Consider the following 25171-nt stretch of genomic DNA (forward strand, 5'->3'; position numbering starts at 1 on the left):
TCAGGAAATCACACCCAGCTCTTTGCCGACCTCGCCGAACGCTTCGACCGCGCGATCGATGTCGGCGCTGGAATGGGCGGCCGACATCTGCGTTCGAATGCGCGCCTGGCCTTTCGGCACCACCGGGAAGGAGAAGCCGATGACGTAGATGCCGCGCTTCAACATGCGTTGCGCCATCTCCTGCGCAAGAGCTGCGTCGCCGAGCATCACCGGGATGATCGGGTGATCCGCGCCGGCAAGCGTAAAGCCGAGCTTGCCCATCTCGGACCGGAAACGTTGCGCATTGGCATATAGGCGCTCGCGCAGCGCGCCGCCATTGCGGATCAGCTCGAACACTTTCAGCGAGGCGCCGGCGATCGCCGGCATCAGCGTGTTGGAGAAAAGATAGGGACGCGAGCGCTGACGCAGCCAGTCGACCACCTGTTTCTTCCCCGACGTATAGCCGCCGGAAGCGCCGCCCAGCGCCTTGCCGAGCGTGCCGGTGATGATGTCCACCCTACCCTCGACGTCGCAATGCTCGGCCGAGCCGCGGCCGTTTTTGCCGACGAAGCCGACTGCGTGGCTGTCGTCGACCATCACCATGGCATCGTATTTCTCGGCGAGGTCGCACACGCCTCGTAGGTTGGCGACGATGCCGTCCATCGAGAACACGCCGTCGGTGGCGATCAGCCGGAAGCGGCAGTCCTTCGCCTCCTTCAGCCGCGCTTCGAGGTCGGCCATGTCGTTGTTGGCATAGCGGAAGCGCTTGGCCTTGGAGAGTCGGACGCCGTCGATGATCGAGGCGTGGTTCAGCGCGTCCGAGATGACGGCATCCTCCTCGCCGAGCAGCGTCTCGAACAAGCCGCCATTGGCGTCGAAGCAGGAGCCGTAGAGGATGGTGTCGTCCATGCCGAGGAAGGACGAGATGGTCGCCTCGAGCTCTTTGTGCTCCTCCTGCGTGCCACAGATGAAGCGCACCGACGCCATGCCGTAGCCATAGCGGTCGAGCGCCTGCTTCGCCGCGTCGCGCAATTCAGGACTGTCGGCGAGGCCGAGATAATTGTTGGCGCAGAAGTTCAGCACCTTCTGGCCGGCAACCTCGATCTCGGCCGACTGCATCGAGGATATGACCCGCTCAGACTTATAGAGCCCGGCCGATTTCAAGCCCTGAAGCTCGTTGTCGATGTGGGAGAGAAACGCTGCGCTCATGGTGTGGCCCTGTTCGTTTGACGCGGACTGTCGCGCCATGGACAAGAAAAATCCATCGCAAAAACGACCGCTTCGGTGGCGTCGCGAAAGCTTTGCGATCAGGGCTAATGACTATGCACTCAAATGCCAACTTCGCTCGAAAGGACGCGATAACCATCTTGTCAGCTTTGTCAGGCTGTCGGGATGAGCGCCGCGCCTGCTTGCCGAGCTGTTAACCCTTTCACGTCAAGGGTCTTCCCGCCACGAATCCAGGGCAGGAATCCGTCGACCGGAGGGTCACCGAGTTATGTCGCAGCAGCCAGTGCAGAGCGTTTCGCGCAAGCTGATTCTGCTCATCAAGACCGGCTACTGGCTGGCGCTCATGATCATCGCCGCCATGGTGATGGCGTCCTTCGTCCTTCTGCAGCAATTGATGGCGCAGCAGCAGCACAATGACGCGCTGCTCGACATCGTCTCGACGCAGAAGGCGCTGTCGCAGCGCATCGTCTTCCTGGCCGGCGCCACCGGTGCCGCCTCGCGCGACAAGCAGCCGGCGCTGGTCACGGCCCTCAAGCAGGCAACAGGCGAGTTCGAGACCAACTACGACCGGCTGCTCAAGGAGACCGGCGCCGATCCGCTGTCGACGGCGCGCAACGATCCGAAATCGATCGAGTATGTGCTGTTCAGCAAGCCGTTCCACCTCGACTATTTCTCGGTCGGCCTGATCGCCAATGGCGACAGGCTGATTTCGTCCTTCCAATCGCAGCTCGGCATGAAAAGCGACGGCTACAAGGGGGGCGGCGAACGCGTTGGCCTCGACGCCTCCGTCGCCAACGCGACCTTGTCCGGCTATGCCGCGCTCGGCCAGCGCATCAGCGCCTTTGCCAACGAGCGGTCCGACGAGATGCTCGACCTGCACCGCACGCTGTTCTTCGCCACCATCGGCGTCATCGTGCTGGTGGCGCTGTTCATCTTCCGGCCGATGTCGAAGGCGATCCTGCGCAAGACGCATGAGCTGGTCGACGCGCGCAATTCGATGGCTTTCATCGCCGTGCATGACGGACTGACCGGCCTGCACAACCGCACCTTCCTCACCGATCACTTCGACACGCTGATCAAGGGCGCGCAGCGCCGCCGCGAGCGGCTGGCGGTGATCCAGTTCGACCTCGACCGCTTCAAGCAGATCAACGACACTTTGGGGCACGCGGCTGGCGACTATGTGCTTGTCGTCACCGCCCAGCGCATGCGCGATTCCTGCCGTGCGTCTGATCTTTGCGCCCGGCTCGGCGGCGACGAATTCGTGATGATCCTCAACGGCGCCGGCAGCACCGAGGATATCCATGCTCTGGCCAAGCGCATCCTGGGCGAGATCAACGAGCCGATCATCTTCCAGGGCACGACCATCATGCCCGGCGCCAGCGCCGGCATCGCCGTCTACCCGATCGATGCCGACAATGCGCAGGACCTGCTCGTCCATGCCGATCTCGCGCTCTACTCCGCCAAGAAGCTCGGTGGCGGCAGCTTCTCCTTCTTCTCCGAAGAACTTCGGCGCGAGCTCGACTACCGCAAGCAGCTCGAACAGGACATCCGCACCGCGATCGCGGAAAAGACCTTCGAGGTCTATTTCCAGCCGCAGGTGTCGCTGACCAGCGGCAAGATCAGCGGCATCGAGGCACTGGTGCGCTGGAAGCATGCCGCGCGCGGCATGATCTCGCCCGGCGAATTCATCCCCGTGGCGGAGAAATGCGGCTTCATGCCGGATATCGGCCGCATCGTGATCACCAAGGCGATCAACGAAGCCGCCGAATGGGACCGCGCCGGCATCGATTTCGGACGCATCGCCGTCAACGTCTCGGGCACCGAGCTGCGCGAGCCGGACTTCGACCAGTTCCTGTTCGGAACGCTGGAGCGGGCCGGGCTCGCGCCGCAGAAGCTGTCGCTGGAGATCGTCGAATCCGTCATCCTCGACGACGAGAAGACCGGCATCGCCGCCAAGCTCAGGCATATCCGGGCCGCCGGCGTGCATCTCGAGCTCGACGATTTCGGCACCGGCTATGCGTCGCTCAGCCATGTCAACCCGAACGAGATCGACCGGCTGAAGATCGATCGCCGCTTCGTCCAGAACATCAACGAGAACGGCGACAACACCAAGATCGTGCGCGCCATCACCGAGCTTGCCCGGGGTCTCGGCATCTCGATCGTCGCCGAAGGCGCCGAGACCGAAGCCGAACTCGACTCGCTGATGGCGATCGGCTGCGACCAGGTGCAGGGCTATTCGATCGCTTTCCCGATGCCGCAGGACAAGGCGCGCGAGTGGCTGCTGGCGCGCAACCCCAAGAAGGCGAAGCTTAAGGTGCTGAGAGGCAGCCTGGCATAGGGTCAATTGCTATTCGGGTGAGGTCGGCCTGCGAACGGCGGCCTCCTGCGCTTCCGGCCTTCGCCGGCCGAAGCATTCATGAGAATCACGTGGCAATTAAGGCTACGGCCGGCGTAGGCCGGTGCTCGCGTACCTTAAGTACGCTCCGCTCCGCTTCTCGGAACCCACCATTCTCGACTCGGCCTGACCCGAATCCCAATAGACCCTGGGCAAATTCGTCGAGACTTGACAGACCCACACTAGCATGGCGGCTTGCCCGTGATTACAAACGGGTCTTGCCGATGCTGCTTCGTCTCGCCGCAACGCTCTGGCTACTTGTCGCATCTCCGGCGCTCGCGGCAGATCGCACCATCTATCTCACCTTCGATGACGGCCCGCTCGCCGGCACCGCCAACATTCTCGACGTGCTGCAGGCGGAGCAGGTGCCGGCAACTTTGTTCATGGTCGGCATGCATGCGGAGGCCAATGCCGCCAATCGGGCGCTGGTGCAGCGGGCGAAGTCGATGCCGCTGGTGACGATCGGCAATCACAGCTACAGCCACGCCTATAATCACTACCGGCATTTCTACGGCGACACCGAAGGCGTGGTCGCCGACATGCTGAGGGCGAATACCGTGCTTGGCCTGAAGCCCGCCGTGCATGCGCGTTTGCCCGGGCGCGACGTGTTCCGGCTGCCGTCGATGTCGAAGGACGACAATTCGCTCGGGCTGGCGCAAGCCGGCCGCGAGGACCCGGACTACGAGTTCGTCGCTGCGTCAGGCTTCTGGCTCTATGGTTGGGACCACGAGTGGGTACATGAGGACAGCGGCAAGCCGGTGCAGAGCGTCGACCATCTGATCAGCGAGATCGATCACCTGTTCGGCTACGGCCATTTCGTCAAGCCGGGCAAGCTGATCCTGTTGATGCATGACGAGATGTTCCAGGATGCCTTCGACGGCAAGGCGAAGCTCACGGCGCTGATTGCGGCGCTTAAACTGCGCCACTACGCCTTCGGTGCCATTCCGGGCTATGACGGCTAGGCGCTTACAGTTTGACGTTGCGAGCCGGCTTGCGCGAACGAGGATGAATATCCTTCTCGTCGCCTGGAAACGATGTCAGCATGCTTCCAAAGCTCGTGGCTTCGGCGTTCGCGCGCAGCATCGCCAGCACCTCGGCGAACTCCGCCAGCCTCTCATCGGCAATTCCAGTCCGCAGCCGCTTGTCGAAGGCGATCGCTGCCATCCGCAATCTCTCGAACAACGCATCGCCAGCCTCGGTCAACGCCACCTGATGGACCCTGCGGTTGTCCGGATCGCGGCGGCGCGTCAGCAACCCTTGCGCCTCCATGGCGTTGAGGTGGTGGGTCAGCGTCGCGCCCTGGATGCCGATCATGCCGGCAAGCTCACGCTGGTTGGCCAGTTCCTTCGACTTGACCGAGAGCAAGGTCAACCAAACCGGCAGCGTTCCGCCGGCTTCGACCATTGCGGCGTCGAAGGCTTGCGCCACGATCTTGGAGGTGCGGGCGAGATTCATGCCGACTGGCGGGCGGTCAAATGGCGTCATGGTTGAACACTAGGACAAGCAAGGGATACGCGAAACTCGGCATCATGAATTGACATCTAACCATTAGATATCTAACTTTGTCTTATTGATGGCATCGCCGGATTGTGGGCGATGCGCGGCAGATAATAGCGGCGGGCGGAAAAGAGGAATGCGGTCATGCAATATGTCTACATCGTCGTCATCGGCCTGCACGTCATGGCCGGCGTTTTCTGGGCCGGCACGACCATCGCGGTTGCCCGCGATCCGGAGATCAAGGCGGAGCGCTTCATCCGGCCACAGCTCGGCGCCTCCGGCGTGGTGTTTCTGACCGGTCTGCTGCTCTGGTATTTCTTCCATCAGGGTGCTTTCGGCTCGATGGAGATGGTGCTCGCGCTGGGCATTGCGACGGCGCTGATCGCCGCCGGCGTGCAGGGCGCCGTTGTGGCCTCCTCCAGCAGGCAGCTGGCTGGCGCCGATGCAGCGACGCAAACCCTGCTGCGGGCGAAAATGACCAAAGGCGAACGCCTCGCCGGCGGGCTGCTGGTCATCAGCGTGTTCTGCATGGCCACCGCCCGGATGTTTTGAGATATCGCACGCCGCCGGCACCAGGCCGGCGCCATGCGCGGCGCGCAATCGGCCGAAGCGGCAGGTGGCTCTCCTTGCGGAGGCCGGTTGCGCGCCACCGATAGAGCCCCATTCCGATAGAATCGGAATGGGGCTCTATCGTTTTTTGAGCATGATCTTTTCCGAAAACCGGTTTCCACTTTTCGGGATCATGCTCTACGCGTCAAATCCTGATCCCGAACCTGATGCCGTCATAGATGGCGGCGTGGATGTTGCGCGAGGCGATGGCATCGCCGATGCGGAACATCACGAAGCCGCCTTCGGGATTGCGCTGCGGAAAAATGTCGCCGCCGCTCACCAATCGCTCGTAGTCGACCGCGCCGCCATTCTTCGACAGCGGCTTCAGCGACAGATAGAGATCGTCGAGCGGCGCCGTGCCATGCTCGACCACCACCTGGTCGACGCGCCGCTCGCTGCGCCAGCCATCGGCGAAGTCGGACGCCAGCTCGGCGATGAGTTGGTTGCCCTCGCGCCGCACGGAGCGCAAACGGGTGTTGATGGTGACGGTGACGCCTTTCTCATGGAAGGCGCGCATATAGGGCACATGGTTCAGGCCGCCCATTTCCGGCGCAAAGAAGCGCTCCGGCGAGACCAGCTCCAGCTTCGCGCCGCTGTTGGCGATCAGTTCCGCCGCGCCCATGCCCTGATGGCCGCCATTGTCGTCATAGAGCAGCACATTTTCGGCCGGCTTCACGCTGCCGGCCATGATGTCCCAACTCGAGGTGACGAGATTGTCGCCGGCCGTCAGCGGCGGGTTCTGCGGCAGGCCGCCGGTGGCCACAATCACCACGTCCGGCGACAGCGCCAGAACGTCGTCCTTCTCGGCCCAGGTGTCGTAGCGGATCTCGACGCCGAGGCGCTCGAGCTCGGCAAGCCGCCAGTCGATGATACCGATCAGTTCCTTGCGGCGCGGGTTTTGCGTCGCGAGCCGCACCTGGCCGCCTGCCTGGCTGGACGCTTCCAGCACCGTTACCTCGTGCCCGCGTTCGGCGGCGACGCGCGCCGCTTCCAGACCGCCCGCCCCGGCGCCCACAACCACGACCTTCTTCCTCGGCCCTTCGCTCTTGGCGATGACATGCGGGATGGTCGCTTCGCGGCCGGTCGCCGCATTGTGGACGCACAACGCCTCGCCGCCTTCATAGATGCGGTCCAGGCAATAGGTGGCGCCGACGCAAGGCCTGATCTCATGCTCGCGGCCTTCCATCACCTTCCGCACGATATACGGATCGGCGATGTGGGCGCGCGTCATGCCGACCATGTCGAGCTTGCCGGTGGCAATCGCGTGGCGCGCGGTGGCGACGTCGGAAATCCGCGCCGCGTGGAAGGTCGGGAATTTCGTCGCCGCCCTCACCTCGCCGGCAAAATCGAGATGCGGCGAAGAGCGCATGCCGGTGACCGGGATGACCTTGGTCAGCGCCGCGTCGGTTTCGATCGAGCCGCGGATGATGTTGAGGAAATCGACCTTGCCGGATGCGGCCAAGCGCCTTGCGATCTCGATGCCTTCATCCTTGGGCAGGCCCTTTTCGAAATCCTCGTCGGCGACCATGCGGATGCCGACGACGAATTTTTCGCCGACAGCCTGGCGCACGGCGTCCAGAACCAGGTCGGTGAAGCGCAGCCGGTTGTCGAGCGAGCCGCCGAAATCGTCGTCGCGATGGTTTGTCGCCGGCGACCAGAAGCCGTCCATCAGATGGCCGTAGGCTTCGAACTCGATGCCGTCGAGGCCGGCCGCCTGGCAGCGCTGGGCCGCTGACGCATAGTCGGCGACGATGCGCTCGATGTCCCAGTCCTCGATGGTTTTCGGAAAGGCGCGATGCGCCGGCTCGCGCACCGGCGAGGCCGAAAGCACCGGCAGCCAGTCGGCCTTGTTCCAGCCGGTACGGCGGCCGAGATGGGTGATCTGGATCATCACCTTGCAGTCGTGCTCGTGGCAGGCGTCCGCCAGCTCTGCCAGCCACGGCACGATGCGGTCGTCATAGACGTGCAGATTGCCGAAGGCGGCCGGGCTGTCGCGCGACACGATCGCCGAGCCCGCCGTCATGGTCAGCGCCATGCCGCCCTTGGCCTTCTCGGCATGGTAGAGCCGGTAGCGCTCCTTCGGCATGCCGTCCTCGGAATAGGCCGGCTCATGGCTGGTCGACATCACCCGGTTCTTCAGCGTCAGGTGCTTGAGCTGGTAGGGTTGGAGAAGCGGGTCGTTGCTGGTCATCGTCTTCCTGCCGTTTCAAATTGTGCTGGAGCAACGCGCGGCTCCTGTTTCCGTTTCACGCATCGGATCCATCCGAAAAACCGCTGCACTTTTTTCGCTCTGGTGCTAAGGAGCGGCAAAAACCAAGAAGGCTCCGCCCATGACTGATGCAAAGAACCTCACCCAGCTCGGCAAGCACGTCGAGACGCCACAGAGCCCTGAACAGGCGGTCCTGGAGACCGTGCCGTTCCAGCGCGGCGACGGACCGCCGGCGATCGTGCGCTTCACCTGCCCGGAATTCACCTCGCTCTGCCCGGTCACCGGGCAGCCGGACTTCGCCCACATCGTCATCGACTACGCGCCCGACAAGACGCTGGTGGAATCGAAGTCGCTGAAGCTGTTCATGACCTCGTTCCGCAACCACGGCGCCTTCCACGAGGAGTGCACCGTCATGATCGGCCGCCGCATCGTGGAGGCGACCAAGCCGCTCTGGCTGCGCGTCGGCGGCTACTGGTTCCCGCGCGGCGGTATCCCGATCGACGTCTTCTGGCAGACCGGCGCACCACCCAAGGACGCCTGGCTGCCCGACACCGGGGTTGCGCCCTATCGCGGAAGGGGCTGAAACTTGTTGCGAGAGGCTGGCGGGACAGCGCCCCCCTCTGTCCTGCCGGACATCTCCCCCACAAGGGGGGAGATTAGCAGCTTCGGCGCCCTGCTTATCCTGCAACGTCGGAGATTGGCGAAAGCCGGCGTGACATCTGATCTCCCCCCAAGTGGGGGAGATGGCCGGCAGGCCAGAGGGGGGCGCGAAGGATCGCCGGCCCTGATCTTCAATCACCATCATTCGCACTGGTACTGGCTCAGCGCCCATTCGCCGGTGACCGACAGGAAGTCGGAGATCTTCCAGTCGCCGCCGACCTTCTTCAGTTTCCATTCGAGGCGATGCTGGTGGCCTTCGACGACGAAGGCGACCACCACCTTGGCTTGGTCGCCATTGACGGCTTCGACGGTGCGCAGGCTCTTGTCGATGGCGAGCTTGTCGTAATCGGCGTTGTCGAGCGCCATGTTGGGATCGAGACATTCGCCCTGCCCCGAGGCGCGCAGCGCATCGCTCTTGTCGAGCACGCTCTTCGCCGGATCGATGAAGTTCTTGCGCTCGGCCGGGTCGAGCTCCAGTCCGAGATGTTCGTAGAAAGGCTTCACCACCGCCGTCGGCGATCCGGGCAGGACGGGTGCGGCAGGCGCCGGTTCGGCCGGCTTGGTTTCCGGCGCGGCGGCGGGCGGCGACGTGTCGTTGTCGCCGGAAGAGGCTTTCGGCGGCGGCGAGCCGAACAGCCCCTGCGCGCAGGCGCCGCCGCTCAGCCCCGCGGCCAGCATCGATAAACTTGCCAGCGCGAGAGCGAGGCGGCGAAGCATGGCATCACTCCGTCGAGGAGCCGCACTCCAGCGCGCTGAGTTTCCAGTCGCTGGTCTTGGAGGTGATGTCGGCGATCTTCCACTTGCCGTCCATTTTCTTCAGCGACCACACCATTTCACGTTTGGAGTCATCGCCTTCCGGGAAAAGATTGAAGCTCGCCGTCACCTCGGCGGTGTCGCCATTGACGGTCTCGGTGAGCTTCAGCGTCTTCGACACGGTCTTCTGATCGAAATCCTGGGCGTCGAGGCCAGGGTCGAAATCGATGCAGGATACCTCGTCGGGCTTCTCCTTCTGCGCTTTGTCGTTGAGTTCGAAGAGCTTCGTGACCGGATCGGTGAAACGGTCGCGGTACTTCGCGTCCGCCTCGAACTTCACTTCAGGCACGTAGAAGAACTTCACGGCCTTGGCAGCCGGCCCGGCCAGCGCTGCGGCAGGCAAGGCGATCGACATGGCAATGGCCAGCGCTATCGGTCTCATGCAGGATCTCCGGATGTCGGCGGGCGTGGTGGCAAGATCACCACCACGCATCCTGCATATCGGCTTTTTCGCGGCGCATGAAGTCCTTGCGCTGCCCGTCTCAGGCTTCCAGCCAGACGTTGTGAAAGTCCATTTCGTAGGTCTGGTGCATTGAGTAGTTCTTCACCTTCTTGTTCATGTGGCAGTAGAGTTTCTGCCAGAACGGCTGGATGATGACGCCGGAATCCTGCAGGATCTGCTCGACGTCCTTCATGACCTCCCTGCGCTTGGCCGGATCGGCCAGCGAAAGCGCCTGCTTGAGCTTGGCGTCGAAATCCGGGTTCGAGAACGCGGTCTCGTTCCAGGCCTCACCGCTGCGGTAGCCGAGCGCCAGCACCTGCACGCCGAGCGGGCGCATGTACCAGATCGTCAACGAGTACGGATACTTCGTCCAGTCATTCCAGAAGGTCGAGCCCGGCAGCACCGTGCGCTTCACCTTGATGCCGGCATCGCGCAGCTGGCCGGCGATGGCGTCGCCGGTGTTCTTCTGCCACTCGTCCTCGACGGTGATCAACTCGTGCTCGAAGTCGGCCTGTCCGGCGTCGGCCATCAGCTTCTTGGCACCGGCCGCGTCGCGCGTCTTCTTGGGCAGCGGGTAGTATTCCGGATGGATCGGGCTGACATGGTGGTTTTCGCCGACCGTGCCGCGCCCGGCATAGCCGAGCTGCAGCACCTGGCTGTTGTCGACCGCCATCTGCAGCGCGTTGCGCACCTTTTGGTCGTCATAGGGCTTGTGCGTGATGTTGGTGCGGGCAACCAGCGTGGTCGCGGTCGCGACCTCCGATTTCACCAGATCCATCTTGTCGAGGGGGTCGATGAAGTCGGCCGGCGTTTCGAAATCGAGGTCGACCTCGCCGGAATCGAAGGCATTGAGCGTGGCGTTGAAGTCGGTGCCATAGTCGATGAACTCGACACCGTCGAGCGGCGCCTCGCCACCCCACCATTTTCCGCTCTCGCGGCGCTTGACCACCGCCTTCTGGCCGACGTCATAAGACACCAGCTCGAAAGCTCCGGTGCCGATCGGCTTCTTGATCGGGTCGGCGCCATCCTTGTCGAAGTCGCGATGCACGACCAGCGCCGGATAGTCGGTGAAGCCCGGTATGATCGCGATGTCGGGTTCGCCGAGCTTCAGCTTGACCGTGAGGTCATCGACCTTGGTGATCGCGCCATCCTTCGCCTTGCCGGTCTTTGTGTCGATCAGCGCGCCGACGCGTGCCGCCATGGAATTGCCGGAAGCGCCCTTCTCGCACCAGCGGTTCAGATTGGCGACCACGTCGTCGGCGTTGAAGGCATCGCCATTGTTCCAGGTGACGCCCTTGCGCAGATGCAGCGTATATTCGGTGGCGTCGTCATTGACGTCCCAGCTTTCGAGCAGCACCGGCTCGAAAGTGAACTGGTGCGTGTAGCGCACGAGCGGCTCCAGCCAGGTACGGGTGACGTTTGCCATCTCCGTCCAGTCATAGGTGCGCGGATCCTTCTGCGCCTTGACCGACATCGAGACATGCAGCGTTCCGCCCTTCTTCGGCTCGTCGGCCAGCGCTTTTGTCGGCGCGGCAAGGCCGATCATGCCATAGGCGAAAGCCGTCGAGGCGCCGAATGCGCTTGCCAGCGCCAGGAATTCGCGCCGGTCCATGCGGCCTGCGCGCGTCTCTTCTGCCATCGCCTCGATGGCGGCGGGGACGCGATCACCGTTGCTTTTGAAGATTGTCATTTTCTTTCTCCCATTGGTTTCGGCGGGTCTTCGCCCGTTCTCTGTCAACTAACGCTATCAGGCAGCTTTTCCTCGCGCCGCGCGATCAAATCCTTGAGACCTTCGGCGACGCCCTCGTCGAGCTTCGGTTCCTGATAGTCGGCGAGCATGTTGCGCGCCTTTTCCAAGCCGCGCGTATCATGATCCTTCGCGCCCTCGGCTGTCCATTGTTCGAAGGAGTTAAAGTCCATGATGCTCGGCATGAAGAAGGCACGCTCGAAATGCTCGAGCGTGTGCTGGGTGCCAAGGAAATGCCCCTGCGGACCGACCTCGCGGATCGCGGCAAGAGCCTCCTTGAAATCGTCGAAGGGAACGCCGCCTGCATATTTGTACCAGCCGACAAGCTGCTCGCAGTCGGTGGCGAATTTCGAGTAGCCGCAGGTGAGGCCAGCTTCCAGCCAACCGGCCGAATGCCAGATGTAGTTGGCGCCGGCAAGGATCGCGGCATGCATCAGCATGTTCGCCTCGTAGCCCGCCTGGGCGTCGTTCAGCTTGGAGCCGACATGGAAGCCGGAGGTGCGCCACGGCAGCTTGTACTTCCTGGCCAGCGCGCCCATCAGATACATCATCTGCGCGGCCTCCGGCGTGCCGCCCATCGGGGCGCCGGTCTTCATGTCGACGGTGACCATGAACTGGCCGTAGATCTGCGGCGAGCCGGGACGGATGAGCTGGGTGAAGGCGACGCCGGCAAGCGCCTCGGCGTTGACCTGCGCGACCGCGCCGACCGCGGAGGCGGAAGTCGAGGCGCCGCATAGCGCGAAGGGCGCCAGGATCAGCGGCTGGTTGTGGCGCGCATAGACCCGCATGGCGTCGAGCATGGTGGCGTCCCACACCAGCGGCGAATTGCAGTTGGTGATCGCGACCAGCACCGGGTTGTCGCGGACGAAATCCTCGCCGAACACGATGCCCGCCATCGCCATCGTGTCTTCGGCGCGCTCCTTCGACGTCACGATGCCCATGAATGGCTTGTCGGAATGTTTCAGCGCCGAATGGATGATGTGCAGGTGCCGCTTCGGCACCGGGATTTCCATCGGCTCGCAGATGATCGAGCTCGACGAGTGCAATGCCGGCGCCATATAGGCGAGCTTGTGGAAATTGTTGAGGTCGGCAAGTGTGCCGTAGCGCCGCTTGTTGTCGAGGTCGCGCACATAGGGCGCGCCATACATCGGCACGAAGATCGAATTCTTGCCGCCGACGCGGACGGTGCGCTCGGGATTGCGCGCATGAAGCGTGAACTCCGGCGGGACCTTCGAGACGAGTTCCATCAGAAGCGCGCGGTCGATGCGCACGCGCGTTTCCCTGATGTCGGCGCCCGCCGCCTTCCAAAGCGCGATCGCCTCGTCGTCGCGGAATTCGCAGCCCACCTCCTCGAGGATCTTGAGCGACTCATCGTGGATCAGTTCCACCGCTTCGTCGGGAACGATCTCGTAGACAGGAATCTGGCGGACGAGCGTCGGAAACGACGCAACCGGCGCGCTTCGCAGCGCCTTGCGGCCAAGACGGCCGCCGCCGCGGCGGTGGCTCGGTTCAGTCATTTCAGCGGCCGGTGCGTTCATGGGGTCTCCTTCTTCCCGCACCGCCAAGTTAGCGAGACGAAATATGGCTGTGACGCTGGAAAATCCTGATCTCTTGTATAAGCTGCACTTATGCGAAGCTTACGACACCTCCTGCCCTCGGCCGGCAGCCTTATCGTCTTCGAGGCGGCGGGCCGGCTATCCAGCTTCACCGCCGCCGGTCGCGAGCTCGGCATGACACAGGCGGCCGTTTCCTATGCGGTGCGTGGGCTGGAGGAACAGCTCGGCGCCAAGCTGTTCCAGCGCCGCCACCGGCAGGTGCTCCTGACAGAGGCCGGCGAGCGCTTCCATGCCGACGTTTCGCTGGGCTTGTCGCATATCCGCAAGTCGGCCGAGGACCTTCGCCTGCAGGTGACCGGTGGTCATGTGACGCTTGCGGCCTCGACCGCCTTCGGTTCCTTCTGGATGATGCCGCGCCTGCAGCAGTTCCGCGACGCGCTGCCGGGCATTGATCTCCGCATCCAGACGGCCGACCGCGACCTCGACATCATCGCCGAGGGCATCCCGCTCGGCGTGCGCGGCGGCGTCCCAGGACGCTGGCCGGACTATCATTCGCTGCCGCTCTCCGACGAGGAGATCTTTCCGGTCGCGGGCCCCAGCTATCTCGCCAAATTCGGCCGGCCGGAAACCGTCGCGGAACTGGCCACGCACCGGCTCATCCATCTCGAGGAGCCCTATCGCGAGGCCCCGAACTGGGACGAATGGTTCGTATCCGCCGGAAGCAGCCTGCGCAACGCCGAGCGCGGGCTGCGCATCAACGACTATGCCCTGGTGATCCAGGCGGTGATGGAGGGCCAAGGCATCGCGCTCGGCTGGCGCCATCTCGTCGAGCGGCTGGTGGCCGCCGGCCTGCTGGTGCCGGTGACCGACCATGTGATGAGAACCGGCATTGCGTTTTACGTCATCTGGCCGAAGAACCGGGAGTTGAGCGAGAACGCGCGCAAGGTCAGGGACTGGCTGGTGGCGCAGGCGTGAACTAACCCCTCCCCCACGCCATTCGAATCCGCCTATAATCCCCACATGCCTATCCGCCAGCTTTCCGAAACGATGATCAACCAGATCGCCGCCGGCGAGGTGATCGAGCGTCCGGCGAGCGTGGTGAAGGAACTGGTCGAGAACGCGCTCGACGCCGGCGCGAGCCGGGTCGAGATCGTCACCGCCGGCGGCGGGCTCTCCCTCATCCGCGTCACCGACGACGGCTCGGGCATTGCCGAGCAGGAGCTTGCGCTAGCGATCGCCCGCCACTGCACCTCGAAGCTTTCCGACGACATCCACGATATCCGCTCGCTGGGGTTCCGCGGCGAGGCGCTGCCCTCGATCGGCTCGGTGGCGTGGCTTTCCATCCGCTCACGCACGGCAAGCGGCGACAGCGCGGCCGAGATCGGCATCGAGGGCGGGCGCGTCTTACCCGTGAAGCCGGCGGCGGCCAACCGCGGCACGACGGTCGAGGTCCGCGATCTCTTCTTCGCGACGCCGGCACGGCTCAAATTCATGAAGGGTGAGCGCGCCGAAAGTTCGGCGACCAGCGATGTGGTGAAGCGTATCGCCATCGCCTTCCCGGCCGTGCGCTTCACGCTTGCCGGTTCCGACCGTTCGACGCTGGAACTGCCGGCGACCGACGACACGCCGGACGGCCGGCTCGCCCGCGTCGCGCAGGTGATGGGCAAGGATTTCCCCGACAACGCCATCGCCATCGACGCGGTGCGTGACGGCGTGCATCTTGCCGGGCATGTCTCGATCCCGTCCTACACGCGCGCCAACGCGCTGCAGCAATATGCCTATGTCAATGGCCGGCCGGTGCGCGACAAGCTGATCGCCGGCGCGATCCGCGGCGCCTTCGCCGACGTGCTGCCGCGCGACCGGCACGCGGTGACGGTGCTGTTCCTGTCACTCGATCCGGCGACGGTCGACGTCAACGTCCATCCGGCCAAGGCGGATGTGCGCTTCCGCGATCCGGGCCTGGTGCGCGGGCTGATCGTCGGCGCCATCCGCGAGGCGCTGGCCGGCGCCGGCATCCGCGCCGCGACCTCAGGCGCGGCGGGCATGATGGCGGCGTTCCGACCGGGTGTCGCGCCCTTTGCACATCCCGGGCCAACCGCCGGACACCGCAGCTATGAGGCCACCTACCGCGCCTCCGGCTTCAGCGGCTTCGAACATGGTTCGAATTTGGCGCGCTCGCCGCAGCGGCCGCTGGATATGGGTGAAGCGCGGCCAACACGAAACGGCTTCGCCGAGAACGACCAGGCGACCTTCGACACCGGGCCGCTTGCCAGCGCTGACGCCCGCGCCGGCACAGCCGAGCCGGCCGAAGCGCTGCTCGGCATGGCGCTGGGCGCCGCGCGCGCCCAGGTGCATGAGAATTACATTGTCGCCCAGACCAGGGATTCGCTCGTCATCGTCGACCAGCATGCCGCGCATGAGCGGCTGGTTTACGAGGCGCTGAAGAACGCGCTGCATTCGCGCGCGGTACCTTCGCAGATGCTGCTTCTGCCGGAGATCGTCGACCTGCCGGAAGAGGACGCCGAGCGACTGGCGATGCATTCTCAGACGCTGGCCAAATTCGGCCTCGGGCTCGAGCGCTTCGGGCCGGGCGCGGTCGCGGTGCGCGAGACGCCCTCGATGCTCGGCGAAACCAATGTGCAGCAGCTGGTGCGCGACCTTGCCGACGAGATCGCCGACAACGACACGGTCGAGACGCTGAAGGAGCGGCTGGACAAGATCGCCGCCACCATGGCCTGCCACGGCTCAGTGCGCTCAGGCCGCTTGCTCAAGGCCGAGGAGATGAACGCGCTGCTGCGCCAGATGGAGGCAACGCCGGGATCCGGCACCTGCAACCACGGCCGCCCGACCTATATCGAGCTCAAGCTTGCCGATATCGAACGGCTGTTCGGGCGGCGGTGAGCCCGTGAGCGACGACACCGGCGAAACAGTCGAGTTCCGGTTCGACGCCGACGTCATCCATTGGAGAGGCCCGTCGCCCTATTTCTTCGCCCCGATACCCGCGCGGCATGGCGCGGAGATCAGAAAGCTGGAGAAGCTCGCGACTTACGGGTGGGGGGTGATACCTGTCGAGGCGACGATCGGCGGCGTAGGGTTCCGCACATCCCTTTTTCCCAAGGACGGAAGCTATCTTTTGCCCTTGAAGGACGATGTCCGGCGCAAATGTAATCTGACGGCGGGCGATAGGATCTCCGCCGTCATCGCAATACGACTTCGCCGCTAACAGCGCGGCCGCCGCGCGCGAAAAGGAGCCGCTGAGAAACGGCTCCTTCGAGATAAAACTTTGTGTCTAATCAGCGCTTCAAATTCACCACGATCACACCACCCAGAGCCAGCGCGCCGCCGAGGATGCCGAGCAGCGACGACACTTCGCCGAGCCAGAAGAAGCCGATCAGGGCGGAGGTCGGCGAGACCAGATAGAGGAAGTTCGAGGCGCGCGCCGCCGGCAGGCGGGAAAGCGCCGTCGCCCAGGCAGCGTAGGCGATCAGGCTGGGCACGACGCCGAGATAGATGACGGCGCCGAGGCCGGCGGTATCGGCAACTGCTGCCTGACGGAAGGCCTCCGGCAGGAAGGGCGACAGGCAGAGCGCGCCGAGCACCATGTTGGAAGCGGCGATCGTCAGCGGATGGTGGCGGGCAAAGAGCGGCTTCTGGACGATGGTGTTGACGGCCGAGCAAAGCGCGGAGCCCAGAACCAGCAGCGCGCCGGCGTTGAAATGCAGGCCGTGCCCGTCGGCGACCGCGATGATGCCGATACCGGTGAAGGAGATCACCGTGCCGAGCCAGGCCAGACGCGAGAAGCGCTCGCCGAGCAGCGCCATGGCCATGATTGCGGTGAAGATCGGGCTGACATTGATGATGAAGCCGGCGGCGCCCGCCGAGACGGTCAGCTCGCCGAAATTGAGCATGGCGGTGTAGAGCGCGACGAAGATCGCGCCGCCGAAGCCGAAGCGCCAGAGCTCGTCGATCCTCGGCAACGCCGGGCGCTTGACCGCCAGGAAGATCGCCGCCGGCACGGCGGCGATGGCAAAGCGCAGCGCGCCGAGTTCCAGCGGCTGGAAGGCGGCAAGGCCGGCGCGGATCGCCGGGAAAGCCGAGGCCCAGCCGGCGACCGTCAGCGCTACCGCGACGGCAGCGGCGGTGTCCATGCGCTGTGTCTCATTCAACGTGCCGGTGTAAGCGCTCATTGCCGAATCCTCGTCTTTCAGGGCCATGGAGAGAGAAAACGCCATTGCCGGCCGATTGACAAACGAGCAATTCGAGGGTCAGCTGTGAGCATGGATCACAGCTCGAACCAGATGCTGCCGTTGGAGACCTTACGCGCCTTCGATGCGGCGGCGCGCACCGGGAGTTTTTCGGCCGCCGCCGAAAAGCTCAACCTCACGCATGGCGCGGTGAGCCGCCAGATCGCCAAGCTGGAGGACTGGCTGGGACTGAAAGTGTTCGAGCGCAACGCGCGCGGCGTGACGCTGACCAATGAGGGCAATCGGCTGCATCTGAGAACCACCGAGGCCTTCGCGCTGATCTCGGTCAATTCCGACCGCTGGGTCGAGCCGCGCGGCACCGCCGTGGTGCGGCTGGCCTCGATTCCCTCGGTCAGCGGCCTGTGGCTGATGCCGCGCATGGCGGCGCTGGAAAACAATCCGACCCGGCTGCGCATCGTGCTCGACGTCGACAACCGCCAGGCCGATCTCGCCGACGAAGGCATCGACCTCTCGGTGCGTTGCGGACGCGGCCGCATTCCCGGCCGCGTCTCGGTGCAGCTTTTCGAGGAGCATATTTTCCCGATCGCGTCGCCGGAGCTGGCGAAGGAGATCGGGCAAGGCGACCCAACGCGGCTGCTCAAATTCCCGCTGATCAACGATTCCGACGCCTCCGGCTGGCGCGCCTGGTTCGCGGCGCAGGACGTCGACTACCGCCCTCGCCCGCAGGATCGCCGGTTCGAAGACTACAATCTCGTGCTCGACGCTGCGGCGCACGGCTTGGGCGTCGCGCTGGCGCGGCCGCCGCTGACGCAGGACCAGTTGAAGTCGGGCCGCATCGTCCCCGTCGACGAGCGCGTCGCGCTCAATCCGGTGTCCTACTGGCTCGATCGCCCCGTCGGCCGCCCGCGCGCGGCTGCCGCGGACCTCGCCAGACGAATTGCCGAACAGGCCGGGCTGGCGCCGGAAAAGCTCGAGGCCTTCCTGCAGGACGACGACTGAGATTCGTCAGCGAAGCAGCAGCAGCACGATCGTGGTGGTCGCAGCCGAGACGATGGCCGTCACGATCGATATCGTCCACAGCGACGGCTGGCCGGATTGAGATCGCGGAGCATGGCCTGCCGGCCGGGCCGCCGCACCCCGCCGTTGCGGCGCGTTGGCATTGGCCGCAACCAGCACCCCGGAAGCAAGGGCCGGCGAGAACGAGGAGGGCGGCAGCGTTGGCGTGACCCTGGCCGTGTTGTCGGCGACCGCCGACCGCGGCTGGGTCGCCGCCCGCGAAGGCCGGTCGGCATCGGCCGCCGGCCTGCCTGCCGGAGACCTTGTCGAGGCGTCATCAGTGCCGGCATCAGGTTCCATGACGGCTCTGTAGGCGTTCTCGATCTCGGCGGACGACAGGCGCTGGGTCGATTGAGCAGGCGGCCTGGTCAGAGAGCCGTTGAGCGCCTGCGCGGCGACCTGTGCGGAGGATACGATCGACGGCGCCGGAGGCTGGACCAGCGCCTTGACCAGCCCGGTGATCGTTGGGTCGGGCTTGGCCGACGGTACCGGCTGCGGCGTGAGCGCCTCTTTCAGCAGCGGCGTCATGCTGGCATTGGCGATGTTCATGGCGCTTCCTGACAATCATTGTGCCGGTCAGCGATATTACATGAGCATTGCGCCAAGCTTGACCTTGCCCGCGATTTGTGGCGATTGAACCCACATGAACCCAAGCGTCATTTCATGATGAACCGTTTTGAAGGCCCCGGCGGCAAGGAAGCGCGCATCCGCTATCTCGACGGCGACTTCCAGGTGACCAGCCCCGGCGCGTTCGTGCGCTGCGCGGTGACCGGCGAGAGCATTCCGCTGGACGAGCTTAAATATTGGAGCGTCGCCAGGCAGGAGCCTTATGTGAACGCGACGGCATCGCTGCGCCGCGAGATCGAGATGCATCCGGAAATGAGAAGCCGGCGGTAGATGATCCCGAGGAACCCGTGCCGCCGCGTTCCTTCACACCCCTTCCGACGTAGCCGAAGTTGCTCACCCCCGCATCTTGCGCAGCCGCCACGCATCCAGCGTCTCATCGACGATGCGTTCGGGCGCATGCTCGAGCTCGAACACGGCGCCGATCTCCAGCACGTCGAGCTGTTCGAGGAAGCCGGCCGGCGCCGTGCCGTGGCGCAGACGCGCGGCGTCCTTGGCGGTGGTGACGAGGCGCAACCCCTCGCGTTTGGCAAGCGCCGCAAGATCGGCGAGCTCGTCCGCGGCGTAGAAATGATGGTCCGGGAAGGCGCGCGACAGCGCGACCTCGCCGCCGGCGCCGCGCACCGTGTCGAAGAATTTTTCCGGATGGCCGATACCGGCAAAGGCAAGGAATCTGCCGCCGGCAAAGCGCGCCGGGTTCGCGGGTTCGACATGCGCCAAAAAGATCGGCCGGCCGGCGCGCGCCGCCTGGCGCACCACCGTATCGGCGGCGCTCCCCTCGCCCATCTTCAGCAATGCGCTGGTGAAGACCAGCTGGTCGACGACCTTGGCTCTTAGCGGTCCACCAGGAATGACGCGACCGTTGCCGATGCCGAAGCGCGCGTCGACCACGACCAGCGCGTAGTCGATGTGGATGCGCGCCGACTGGAAGCCGTCGTCCATGATCAGGAAATCGCAGCCATGCTCTTCCATCAGCAGTTTCGCGCCGGCGGCGCGGTTGGCCGTCACGGCCACCGGCGCGTGCTCGGCCAGAAGCAGTGGCTCGTCGCCGACATGCTTGGCGGCGTCGTGATGTGCATCGACGACATGCGGCTTGGCGAAGGAGCCGCCATGGCCGCGCGACAGGAAGCCGGGCGTGAGCTGCATGCGCTTTGCCTGTTTCGCCAGCGCGATGGCGACCGGCGTCTTGCCGCTGCCACCGACGGTGAAATTGCCGACGCAGAGCACAGGCGCTGCGACCTTCTCGCGCGGCGCGTGCCGCATGCGGCGGCCCGCCACCATCCCGTAGACCGCCGACACCGGCGACAGCGCCAGCACGCGCCAGTCCGGCTTTTCCCACCAGAAGGGCGGCGCTTCGCTGGTCATGACGCTACTTCCATGGCGCATGATCCTTTCCAAAAATCGCTTCCGATTTTTGGGCCATGCGCTAACGCCCGTTGGCGCCTTTCAGGCGCGCCTTGACGACCAGCGGCTGAATGTAAGGCTCCAGCGATTTCAGCGTGCGCGCGAGCGCGCCGCGCATCTCGTCGACGGTCGCGGCACCCGCCGCCATCATCTCGTGGCGCGCTACCTCGTTGGTCAGGAGGAAATTGACGGCGCCGGCCAGCATGTCGCGGTCGCGCACCAGCTTGGCGCCGCCGCGGTCGAGCAGGCGCTGATAGGCTTCGCGGAAATTCTGCACGTTGCGGCCGGCAAGCACGGCCGTGTCGAGCATCGCCGGCTCCAGCGGGTTCTGGCCGCCTTGCGAGGTCAGCGAGCGGCCGACGAAGGCGATCTCGGTCAGCCTGAGATAGAGCCCCATCTCGCCGATCGTGTCGCCGAGCAGGATATCGGTGTCGGGCGAAATGCGGTCGCCCTTGCTGCGGCGCGCGACGGTCAACCCCATGCCGGCAATCTGCGCCGCAAGCGCGTCGGCGCGGTCGGGATGGCGCGGCACGACGATGGTCAGCAGGCCGGGGTGGCGCCTGTGCAAGGTCGCGTGGACTTCCGCGGCGACCACCTCCTCGCCATCATGGGTCGAGGTCGCCGCCCAGGTCGGGCGGTTGCCGATCTGGCGCTGCAGCGTCGCCAGCGCACGCTCGTCTACCGGCGGAGGATTGGTGTCCACCTTGAGATTGCCGGAGACGGTGACCGGCCTGGCGCCGAGCGCCCGGAAACGTTCGCCATCGACATCCGACTGTGCAACGACATGGGCAAGGTTCTCGAACAGCGCCTCGGCGACGCTGGCGCGCTTCTTCCACGAGTGGAAGGAACGGTCCGACAACCGTCCGTTGACCAGGACCTGCGGCACGTTGCGCGCGCCGAGCTCCAGGATGGTCATCGGCCAGATTTCCGATTCGGCGATGATGGCCAATTCCGGCCGCCAGTGATCGAGGAATCGGCTGACCGCCGGCTTGAGGTCGAGCGGCACATATTGGTGGATGATGCGGCTGCCGAGCCGCTCGTCGGCAACCTTCGCCGAGGTCACGGTGCCGGTCGTCAGCACGACGTTGACGCCATAGTCGAGGATGCATTCGACCAACGGCACGACGGCGATCGTCTCGCCGACGCTCGCGGCGTGGATCCAGATCACCGGGCCCTCCGGGCGCGGCCGGCCGGCGACGCCGTAGCGCTCGCGGCGACGAACGCGGTCTTCCTTGCCGCGCGAGGCGCGCCAGGCGACATAGGGTCCGATCAGCGGATAGGCGACGGCCCCCGCATAGCGGTAGGCCCTCAGGGCCGCGCGCGCCCAGCGCTCGCTCATTTGTCGCCGTCCACGAGGCGATAGGCCTCGGCCGTCGCGGCGTTGAGGGAAGCGGTGACTTCCTGGCGTTTGCGCTCCATCTCGGCGTCGTCGGCATCGGCCGGCACGAAGACGGGCGTTCCGACGATGACCGCGGAGCGGCCGAACGGCAGGTTGATGGTGGTCTTGTCCCAGCTCCTTTCCAGCACCTTGCGGCGGCTGGTGGCGATCGCCGAAGGCAAGATCGGCCGGCCGGACAGCCTGGCCAAAAGCACGATGCCGAGCCCCGCGTCGCGCGGCGTGCCATGCGGAATGTCGGCGATCATGGCGACATTCTTGCCAGCGACGAGGGCTTTCTTGAGCGCGATCAAGGCTTTGGCGCCACCTTTGTCGAGATGCCTCGAACTGTCGCGGCCGCCGGAGCCGCGCACCGCCTCGATGCCGAATTTCTCGATCATCAAGGCGTTGAGCTCGGCATCGGCGCTGCGCGAGACCATGGCGACCAGCGGCCGGCCCTTCGGGTAATAGGCTGGAGTAAGAAGATGCTGGCCGTGCCAGAGCGCGATGATGCCGGGCTCGAGATGCCCATAGGCGCCGCCGGCGACCTGCGTCGACCCCTTGACCAGCGGGCTGGTGATGCGAATCAGGCGCACGAACCAGGCGAACAGGCTGGCGATGAAATTCTTGACGAATCGCGACTGGGCGAGCGGCTCGCGGATGCGGCGCCACAGCGTGCGCGTCCCGCCCCGCCTGGCGGCGCGCCCTGTCGCCCCTTTCACCGCTTCATGCTCCATCGATGTCAACCGGCTGCCTTTGTTTCCGGGTCGAGCAACCGGTGCAGGTGAACGACGAAATAACGCATATGGGCATTATCGACGCTGGCCTGCGCCTTTGCCTTCCAGGCGGCGTGCGCTGATTGATAGTCGGGGTAGATACCGACGATGTCGAGCGCGTCCAGGTCGCGGAACTCGGTTCCACCCAGCTTTTTCAGCTCACCGCCGAACACCAGGTGCAAAAGCTGTTTCTTTCCGTCTTCCGCGGCCATGCCGATCCCTTCGCAGATTCATGAATTTTGTGAAACGTTTAGACCAAAGCAGCCGATTTTGGAACTGTGGGCCGGCTCACCCTTCGTCAGTTCCGGCGATGACACCGGCAAGGACGTCGAGCAACTCGCCGTTGCCGGCGGCAAGCGCGCCGTGGTTGATCACCTCGCCGGCATAGCGCGGAGGCTGTCCGCCGCGGTCGAGCAAGGCGCCGCCCGCTTCTTTCAAGATGAGGTCGGCGGCAGCGATGTCCCAATCATGCGCATTGGGCTTGACGAAGGTAGCGTCGATCTTGCCGTTGGCGATCATCGCCAGCCGGTAGGCAAGCGAGGGAATATAAGCGATGCGGCGCAGCCTCCCCTGCCAGGCTTTCGGCATGAGGTCGACCAGCGGTTTTGGTCCGCCGATCTCGACAGTGTCGCCGAGCGGCCGCACATGGATGCGCTTGCCGTTGAGAAAAGCGCCCTCGCCCGGCAGCGCCCAGTAGGTCTCCCGCTTTGCCGGGCATTCGAGCACGCCGGCCAGCGAGCGGCCGTCCTCGACCACGGCGACGCTGACGCACCAGGAATGCAGGCCGTCGAGAAAGCCTCGCGTGCCGTCGATCGGATCGACGACGAAGGTGCGGCGCGCCGACAGCCTGGCATGATCGTCGGCGGTCTCCTCCGACAGCCAGCCGTAATCCGGCCGCGCCTTGAGCAAGGTCTCGCGCAGATAGGCGTCGGCGGCATGGTCGGCCTCGCTGACCGGCGAGGTGCCGCCTTTCATCCACACTTGCGGGTTGTTGCCGAAGTAGCGCATGGCGATCGCGCCGGCCTCGCGGGCGGCGTCGCGCAGCAAAGCGAGGTCCTCGCGCGCCCCGGCTGAGATGACCATGTCAGGCACCGGCAAGGGTCATCCCCTCGATCAGCAGCGTGGGCGCGGCGGTGCCGAAATTGCGGTCGAGGTCGCTTGCCGGCACCATGTTGAGGAACATGGTCTTCAAGTTCGAGGCGATCGTCACCTCGGCCACCGGATAGGCGAGCGCGCCGTTCTCGATCCAGAAGCCGGAAGCGCCGCGGCTGTATTCGCCGGTCACCATGTCGACGCCCTGGCCGAACACCTCGGTGACGTAGAAGCCGCGCTTCAGCGAGGCGATCAGCTCCTCCGGCGCGCGCTCGCCGGGTTCGATGGCGAGGTTGGTCGAGGACGGCGAAACTGAAGAGCCACTGCGCGAGCCGCGTCCGTTGGTGGTGAGGCCGAGCTCGCGCGCGGCCGAGGTCGACAGAAACCAGTGGTTGAGCACGCCTTTGTCGACCATCAACAGCTTCTCACCCTCGACGCCTTCGCCGTCGAAGGGCCGCGAGGCCTGGCCGCGGCGGCGGAGCGGCTCGTCGGTGACGGTGATCGCTGTGGAAGCCACTTGCTTGCCCATCATGTCGCGCAAGAAACTCGTCTTGCGCGCCACCGCCGCGCCGTTGATGGCGCCGGCGAGATGGCCGGCAATGCCGCGCGCAACGCGCGGGTCGAACACGACGTCGACCGGGCCGGTCGCCGCCTTGCGGGCGCCGAGCCGGCGCACGGCACGCTCGCCGGCCTTGCGGCCGATGTCCTCCGGCGCGTCGAGATCGGCGAAATGCTGGCGCGAGGAGAATTCATAGTCGCGCTCCATCGCCGTGCCCTCGCCGGCGATGACGCTGGTCGAGCGCGAGAAGCGCGAGGCGACGTACTGGCCGAGAAAGCCATGCGAGGTGGCGAGCACCAGCCCGCCCAATCCGGCGCTGGCGCCGCTGCCGGAGGAATTGGTGACGCCTTTCACGGCAAGGGCGGCCGCTTCCGCGGCAAGCGCCGCTTCCTTCAACTGATCGGCCGAAACCTCGGTCGGGTCGAAGAGGTCGAGATCGCGCAGATTGCGGGCGAGCAGCGCCGGGTCGGCGAGGCCTTGATAAGGATCCTCGGGCGAGACTTTCGCCATGGCGACGGCGCGCTCGGCGAGCGCCTTCGGATCGGAGGCGGCGGTGGCCGAGACGCTCGCCACACGCTGGCCGACGAAGACGCGCAGCGAGACATCCTCGCTCTCCGACGATTCGGTACCTTCGACCCTGCCCAGCCGCACCGACACACCGGCTGAACGGCCGCGCACCGCGACAGCGTCGGCGGCGTCCGCTCCTGCGCGCTTGGCCCCCTCGACGAGTGCGGCGACACGGTCGGTCAGTTTCGCTGCGTCGAGCGTATTGGTCATGTACTTAGTCCTGTTTGTTCAAGCGGTCCGGGAAGGCAGACGCTGCCGCACCATCTCTGGATGCCGTCGCACCATCATGGATGCCGTCGCACCATCATGGATGCTGACGCACCATCTATGGATGCTGTCGCACCATCTATTGTTCCATCCTCGCTTGTGCAATGGGCGA

General features: G+C 65.1%; 24 protein-coding genes. 9 read left to right on the forward strand and 15 right to left on the reverse strand.

Annotated features, from left to right (window positions below; all coding sequences use genetic code 11):
• On the reverse strand, positions 1-1188 hold the full coding sequence (locus AC4FWB_RS03035; protein ID WP_491024268.1) for a glycine C-acetyltransferase: 1188 nt from the start codon (positions 1186-1188) through the stop codon (positions 1-3).
• Positions 1189-1474: 286 nt separating this feature from the next.
• Between AC4FWB_RS03035 and AC4FWB_RS03040 the strand changes: the two genes are divergently transcribed.
• Both AC4FWB_RS03040 and AC4FWB_RS03045 read left to right on the forward strand, forming a co-directional pair.
• The gene (locus tag AC4FWB_RS03040) at positions 1475-3544 is read left to right on the forward strand and encodes a putative bifunctional diguanylate cyclase/phosphodiesterase (RefSeq protein ID WP_491024269.1); all 2070 of its coding nucleotides are present in this window, start codon (positions 1475-1477) and stop codon (positions 3542-3544) included.
• Between the two features lie 281 nt (positions 3545-3825).
• Positions 3826-4563, forward strand: coding sequence for a polysaccharide deacetylase family protein (locus AC4FWB_RS03045; protein ID WP_491024270.1), 738 nt, complete (start codon positions 3826-3828; stop codon positions 4561-4563).
• 4 nt (positions 4564-4567) lie between these two features.
• Here AC4FWB_RS03045 and AC4FWB_RS03050 read toward each other — a convergent pair whose 3' ends face one another.
• Positions 4568-5086 (reverse strand): MarR family winged helix-turn-helix transcriptional regulator, encoded by a 519-nt coding sequence (locus tag AC4FWB_RS03050; protein ID WP_491024271.1) that lies wholly within the window; start codon positions 5084-5086, stop codon positions 4568-4570.
• Between the two features lie 156 nt (positions 5087-5242).
• On the opposite strand from AC4FWB_RS03050, the gene AC4FWB_RS03055 reads away from it, so the two are divergent.
• Positions 5243-5650 (forward strand): hypothetical protein, encoded by a 408-nt coding sequence (locus tag AC4FWB_RS03055; protein WP_491024272.1) that lies wholly within the window; start codon positions 5243-5245, stop codon positions 5648-5650.
• Between the two features lie 202 nt (positions 5651-5852).
• Here AC4FWB_RS03055 and AC4FWB_RS03060 read toward each other — a convergent pair whose 3' ends face one another.
• Positions 5853-7898, reverse strand: a complete 2046-nt coding sequence (locus AC4FWB_RS03060) for an oxidoreductase (protein WP_491024273.1) — start codon at positions 7896-7898, stop codon at positions 5853-5855.
• A 139-nt stretch (positions 7899-8037) separates the two neighbouring features.
• Here AC4FWB_RS03060 and queF point away from each other — a divergent pair, with 139 nt between their 5' ends.
• Entirely contained in the window at positions 8038-8499 is a 462-nt protein-coding gene (gene queF, locus AC4FWB_RS03065; RefSeq protein WP_040986590.1) for a preQ(1) synthase, read from the forward strand.
• Positions 8500-8717: 218 nt separating this feature from the next.
• Here queF and AC4FWB_RS03070 read toward each other — a convergent pair whose 3' ends face one another.
• The 4 genes from AC4FWB_RS03070 to AC4FWB_RS03085 all read right to left on the reverse strand — a co-directional run bounded on the left by AC4FWB_RS03070 (position 8718) and on the right by AC4FWB_RS03085 (position 13116).
• Entirely contained in the window at positions 8718-9293 is a 576-nt protein-coding gene (locus AC4FWB_RS03070) for a YqhG/Tai3 family protein (RefSeq protein ID WP_491024274.1), read from the reverse strand.
• Between the two features lie 4 nt (positions 9294-9297).
• On the reverse strand, positions 9298-9771 hold the full coding sequence (locus AC4FWB_RS03075) for a DUF3828 domain-containing protein (RefSeq protein WP_491024275.1): 474 nt from the start codon (positions 9769-9771) through the stop codon (positions 9298-9300).
• A 100-nt stretch (positions 9772-9871) separates the two neighbouring features.
• Positions 9872-11521, reverse strand: coding sequence for an ABC transporter substrate-binding protein (locus AC4FWB_RS03080; RefSeq protein ID WP_491024276.1), 1650 nt, complete (start codon positions 11519-11521; stop codon positions 9872-9874).
• A 44-nt stretch (positions 11522-11565) separates the two neighbouring features.
• On the reverse strand, positions 11566-13116 hold the full coding sequence (locus AC4FWB_RS03085; RefSeq protein WP_491024277.1) for a trimethylamine methyltransferase family protein: 1551 nt from the start codon (positions 13114-13116) through the stop codon (positions 11566-11568).
• Positions 13117-13206: 90 nt separating this feature from the next.
• Between AC4FWB_RS03085 and AC4FWB_RS03090 the strand changes: the two genes are divergently transcribed.
• Genes AC4FWB_RS03090 through AC4FWB_RS03100 form a run of 3 tightly spaced genes read left to right on the forward strand, consistent with a single transcriptional unit; the run spans position 13207 to position 16357 of the window.
• The gene (locus tag AC4FWB_RS03090) at positions 13207-14109 is read left to right on the forward strand and encodes a LysR substrate-binding domain-containing protein (protein WP_491024278.1); all 903 of its coding nucleotides are present in this window, start codon (positions 13207-13209) and stop codon (positions 14107-14109) included.
• 45 nt (positions 14110-14154) lie between these two features.
• Positions 14155-16035, forward strand: a complete 1881-nt coding sequence (gene mutL / locus AC4FWB_RS03095) for a DNA mismatch repair endonuclease MutL (protein WP_491024279.1) — start codon at positions 14155-14157, stop codon at positions 16033-16035.
• A 4-nt stretch (positions 16036-16039) separates the two neighbouring features.
• Positions 16040-16357 carry a DUF1905 domain-containing protein gene (locus AC4FWB_RS03100; RefSeq protein WP_491024280.1) on the forward strand — a complete coding sequence of 106 codons (318 nt, stop codon included), beginning with the start codon at positions 16040-16042 and terminating at the stop codon, positions 16355-16357.
• A gap of 70 nt (positions 16358-16427) precedes the next feature.
• On the opposite strand, the gene AC4FWB_RS03105 is transcribed toward AC4FWB_RS03100, so the two are convergent.
• Positions 16428-17321: a DMT family transporter gene (locus tag AC4FWB_RS03105; protein WP_491024281.1), complete on the reverse strand. Its 894-nt coding sequence runs from the start codon at positions 17319-17321 to the stop codon at positions 16428-16430.
• A 90-nt stretch (positions 17322-17411) separates the two neighbouring features.
• On the opposite strand from AC4FWB_RS03105, the gene AC4FWB_RS03110 reads away from it, so the two are divergent.
• Entirely contained in the window at positions 17412-18338 is a 927-nt protein-coding gene (locus AC4FWB_RS03110) for a LysR substrate-binding domain-containing protein (RefSeq protein ID WP_491024282.1), read from the forward strand.
• A gap of 6 nt (positions 18339-18344) precedes the next feature.
• Here the strand turns inward: AC4FWB_RS03110 and AC4FWB_RS03115 are convergent, their stop codons facing one another.
• Positions 18345-18944 carry a hypothetical protein gene (locus AC4FWB_RS03115; protein ID WP_491024283.1) on the reverse strand — a complete coding sequence of 200 codons (600 nt, stop codon included), beginning with the start codon at positions 18942-18944 and terminating at the stop codon, positions 18345-18347.
• 114 nt (positions 18945-19058) lie between these two features.
• Here AC4FWB_RS03115 and AC4FWB_RS03120 point away from each other — a divergent pair, with 114 nt between their 5' ends.
• Complete coding sequence (locus AC4FWB_RS03120; RefSeq protein ID WP_491024284.1) at positions 19059-19292, forward strand: DUF2093 domain-containing protein; 234 nt, start codon at positions 19059-19061, stop codon at positions 19290-19292.
• Positions 19293-19355: 63 nt separating this feature from the next.
• Here the strand turns inward: AC4FWB_RS03120 and lpxK are convergent, their stop codons facing one another.
• The 6 genes from lpxK to AC4FWB_RS03150 all read right to left on the reverse strand — a co-directional run bounded on the left by lpxK (position 19356) and on the right by AC4FWB_RS03150 (position 25002).
• The gene (lpxK, locus tag AC4FWB_RS03125; RefSeq protein ID WP_491024285.1) at positions 19356-20384 is read right to left on the reverse strand and encodes a tetraacyldisaccharide 4'-kinase; all 1029 of its coding nucleotides are present in this window, start codon (positions 20382-20384) and stop codon (positions 19356-19358) included.
• Positions 20385-20445: 61 nt separating this feature from the next.
• Entirely contained in the window at positions 20446-21762 is a 1317-nt protein-coding gene (gene waaA / locus AC4FWB_RS03130) for a lipid IV(A) 3-deoxy-D-manno-octulosonic acid transferase (protein ID WP_491024286.1), read from the reverse strand.
• On the reverse strand, positions 21759-22535 hold the full coding sequence (locus AC4FWB_RS03135; RefSeq protein ID WP_491024287.1) for a lysophospholipid acyltransferase family protein: 777 nt from the start codon (positions 22533-22535) through the stop codon (positions 21759-21761). The genes waaA and AC4FWB_RS03135 overlap by 4 nt, the downstream gene beginning before the upstream one ends.
• A gap of 5 nt (positions 22536-22540) precedes the next feature.
• A complete protein-coding gene (locus tag AC4FWB_RS03140) occupies positions 22541-22786 on the reverse strand; it encodes a DUF4170 domain-containing protein (protein ID WP_491024288.1) in 246 nt (81 codons plus the stop codon).
• 76 nt (positions 22787-22862) lie between these two features.
• Positions 22863-23657 carry a 3'(2'),5'-bisphosphate nucleotidase CysQ gene (locus AC4FWB_RS03145; protein ID WP_491024289.1) on the reverse strand — a complete coding sequence of 265 codons (795 nt, stop codon included), beginning with the start codon at positions 23655-23657 and terminating at the stop codon, positions 22863-22865.
• Position 23658: 1 nt separating this feature from the next.
• Positions 23659-25002 carry a TldD/PmbA family protein gene (locus AC4FWB_RS03150; RefSeq protein WP_491024290.1) on the reverse strand — a complete coding sequence of 448 codons (1344 nt, stop codon included), beginning with the start codon at positions 25000-25002 and terminating at the stop codon, positions 23659-23661.
• Between the last annotated feature and the right edge of the window lie 169 nt (positions 25003-25171).

This window comes from Mesorhizobium sp. LEGMi-168a, assembly GCF_058312955.1.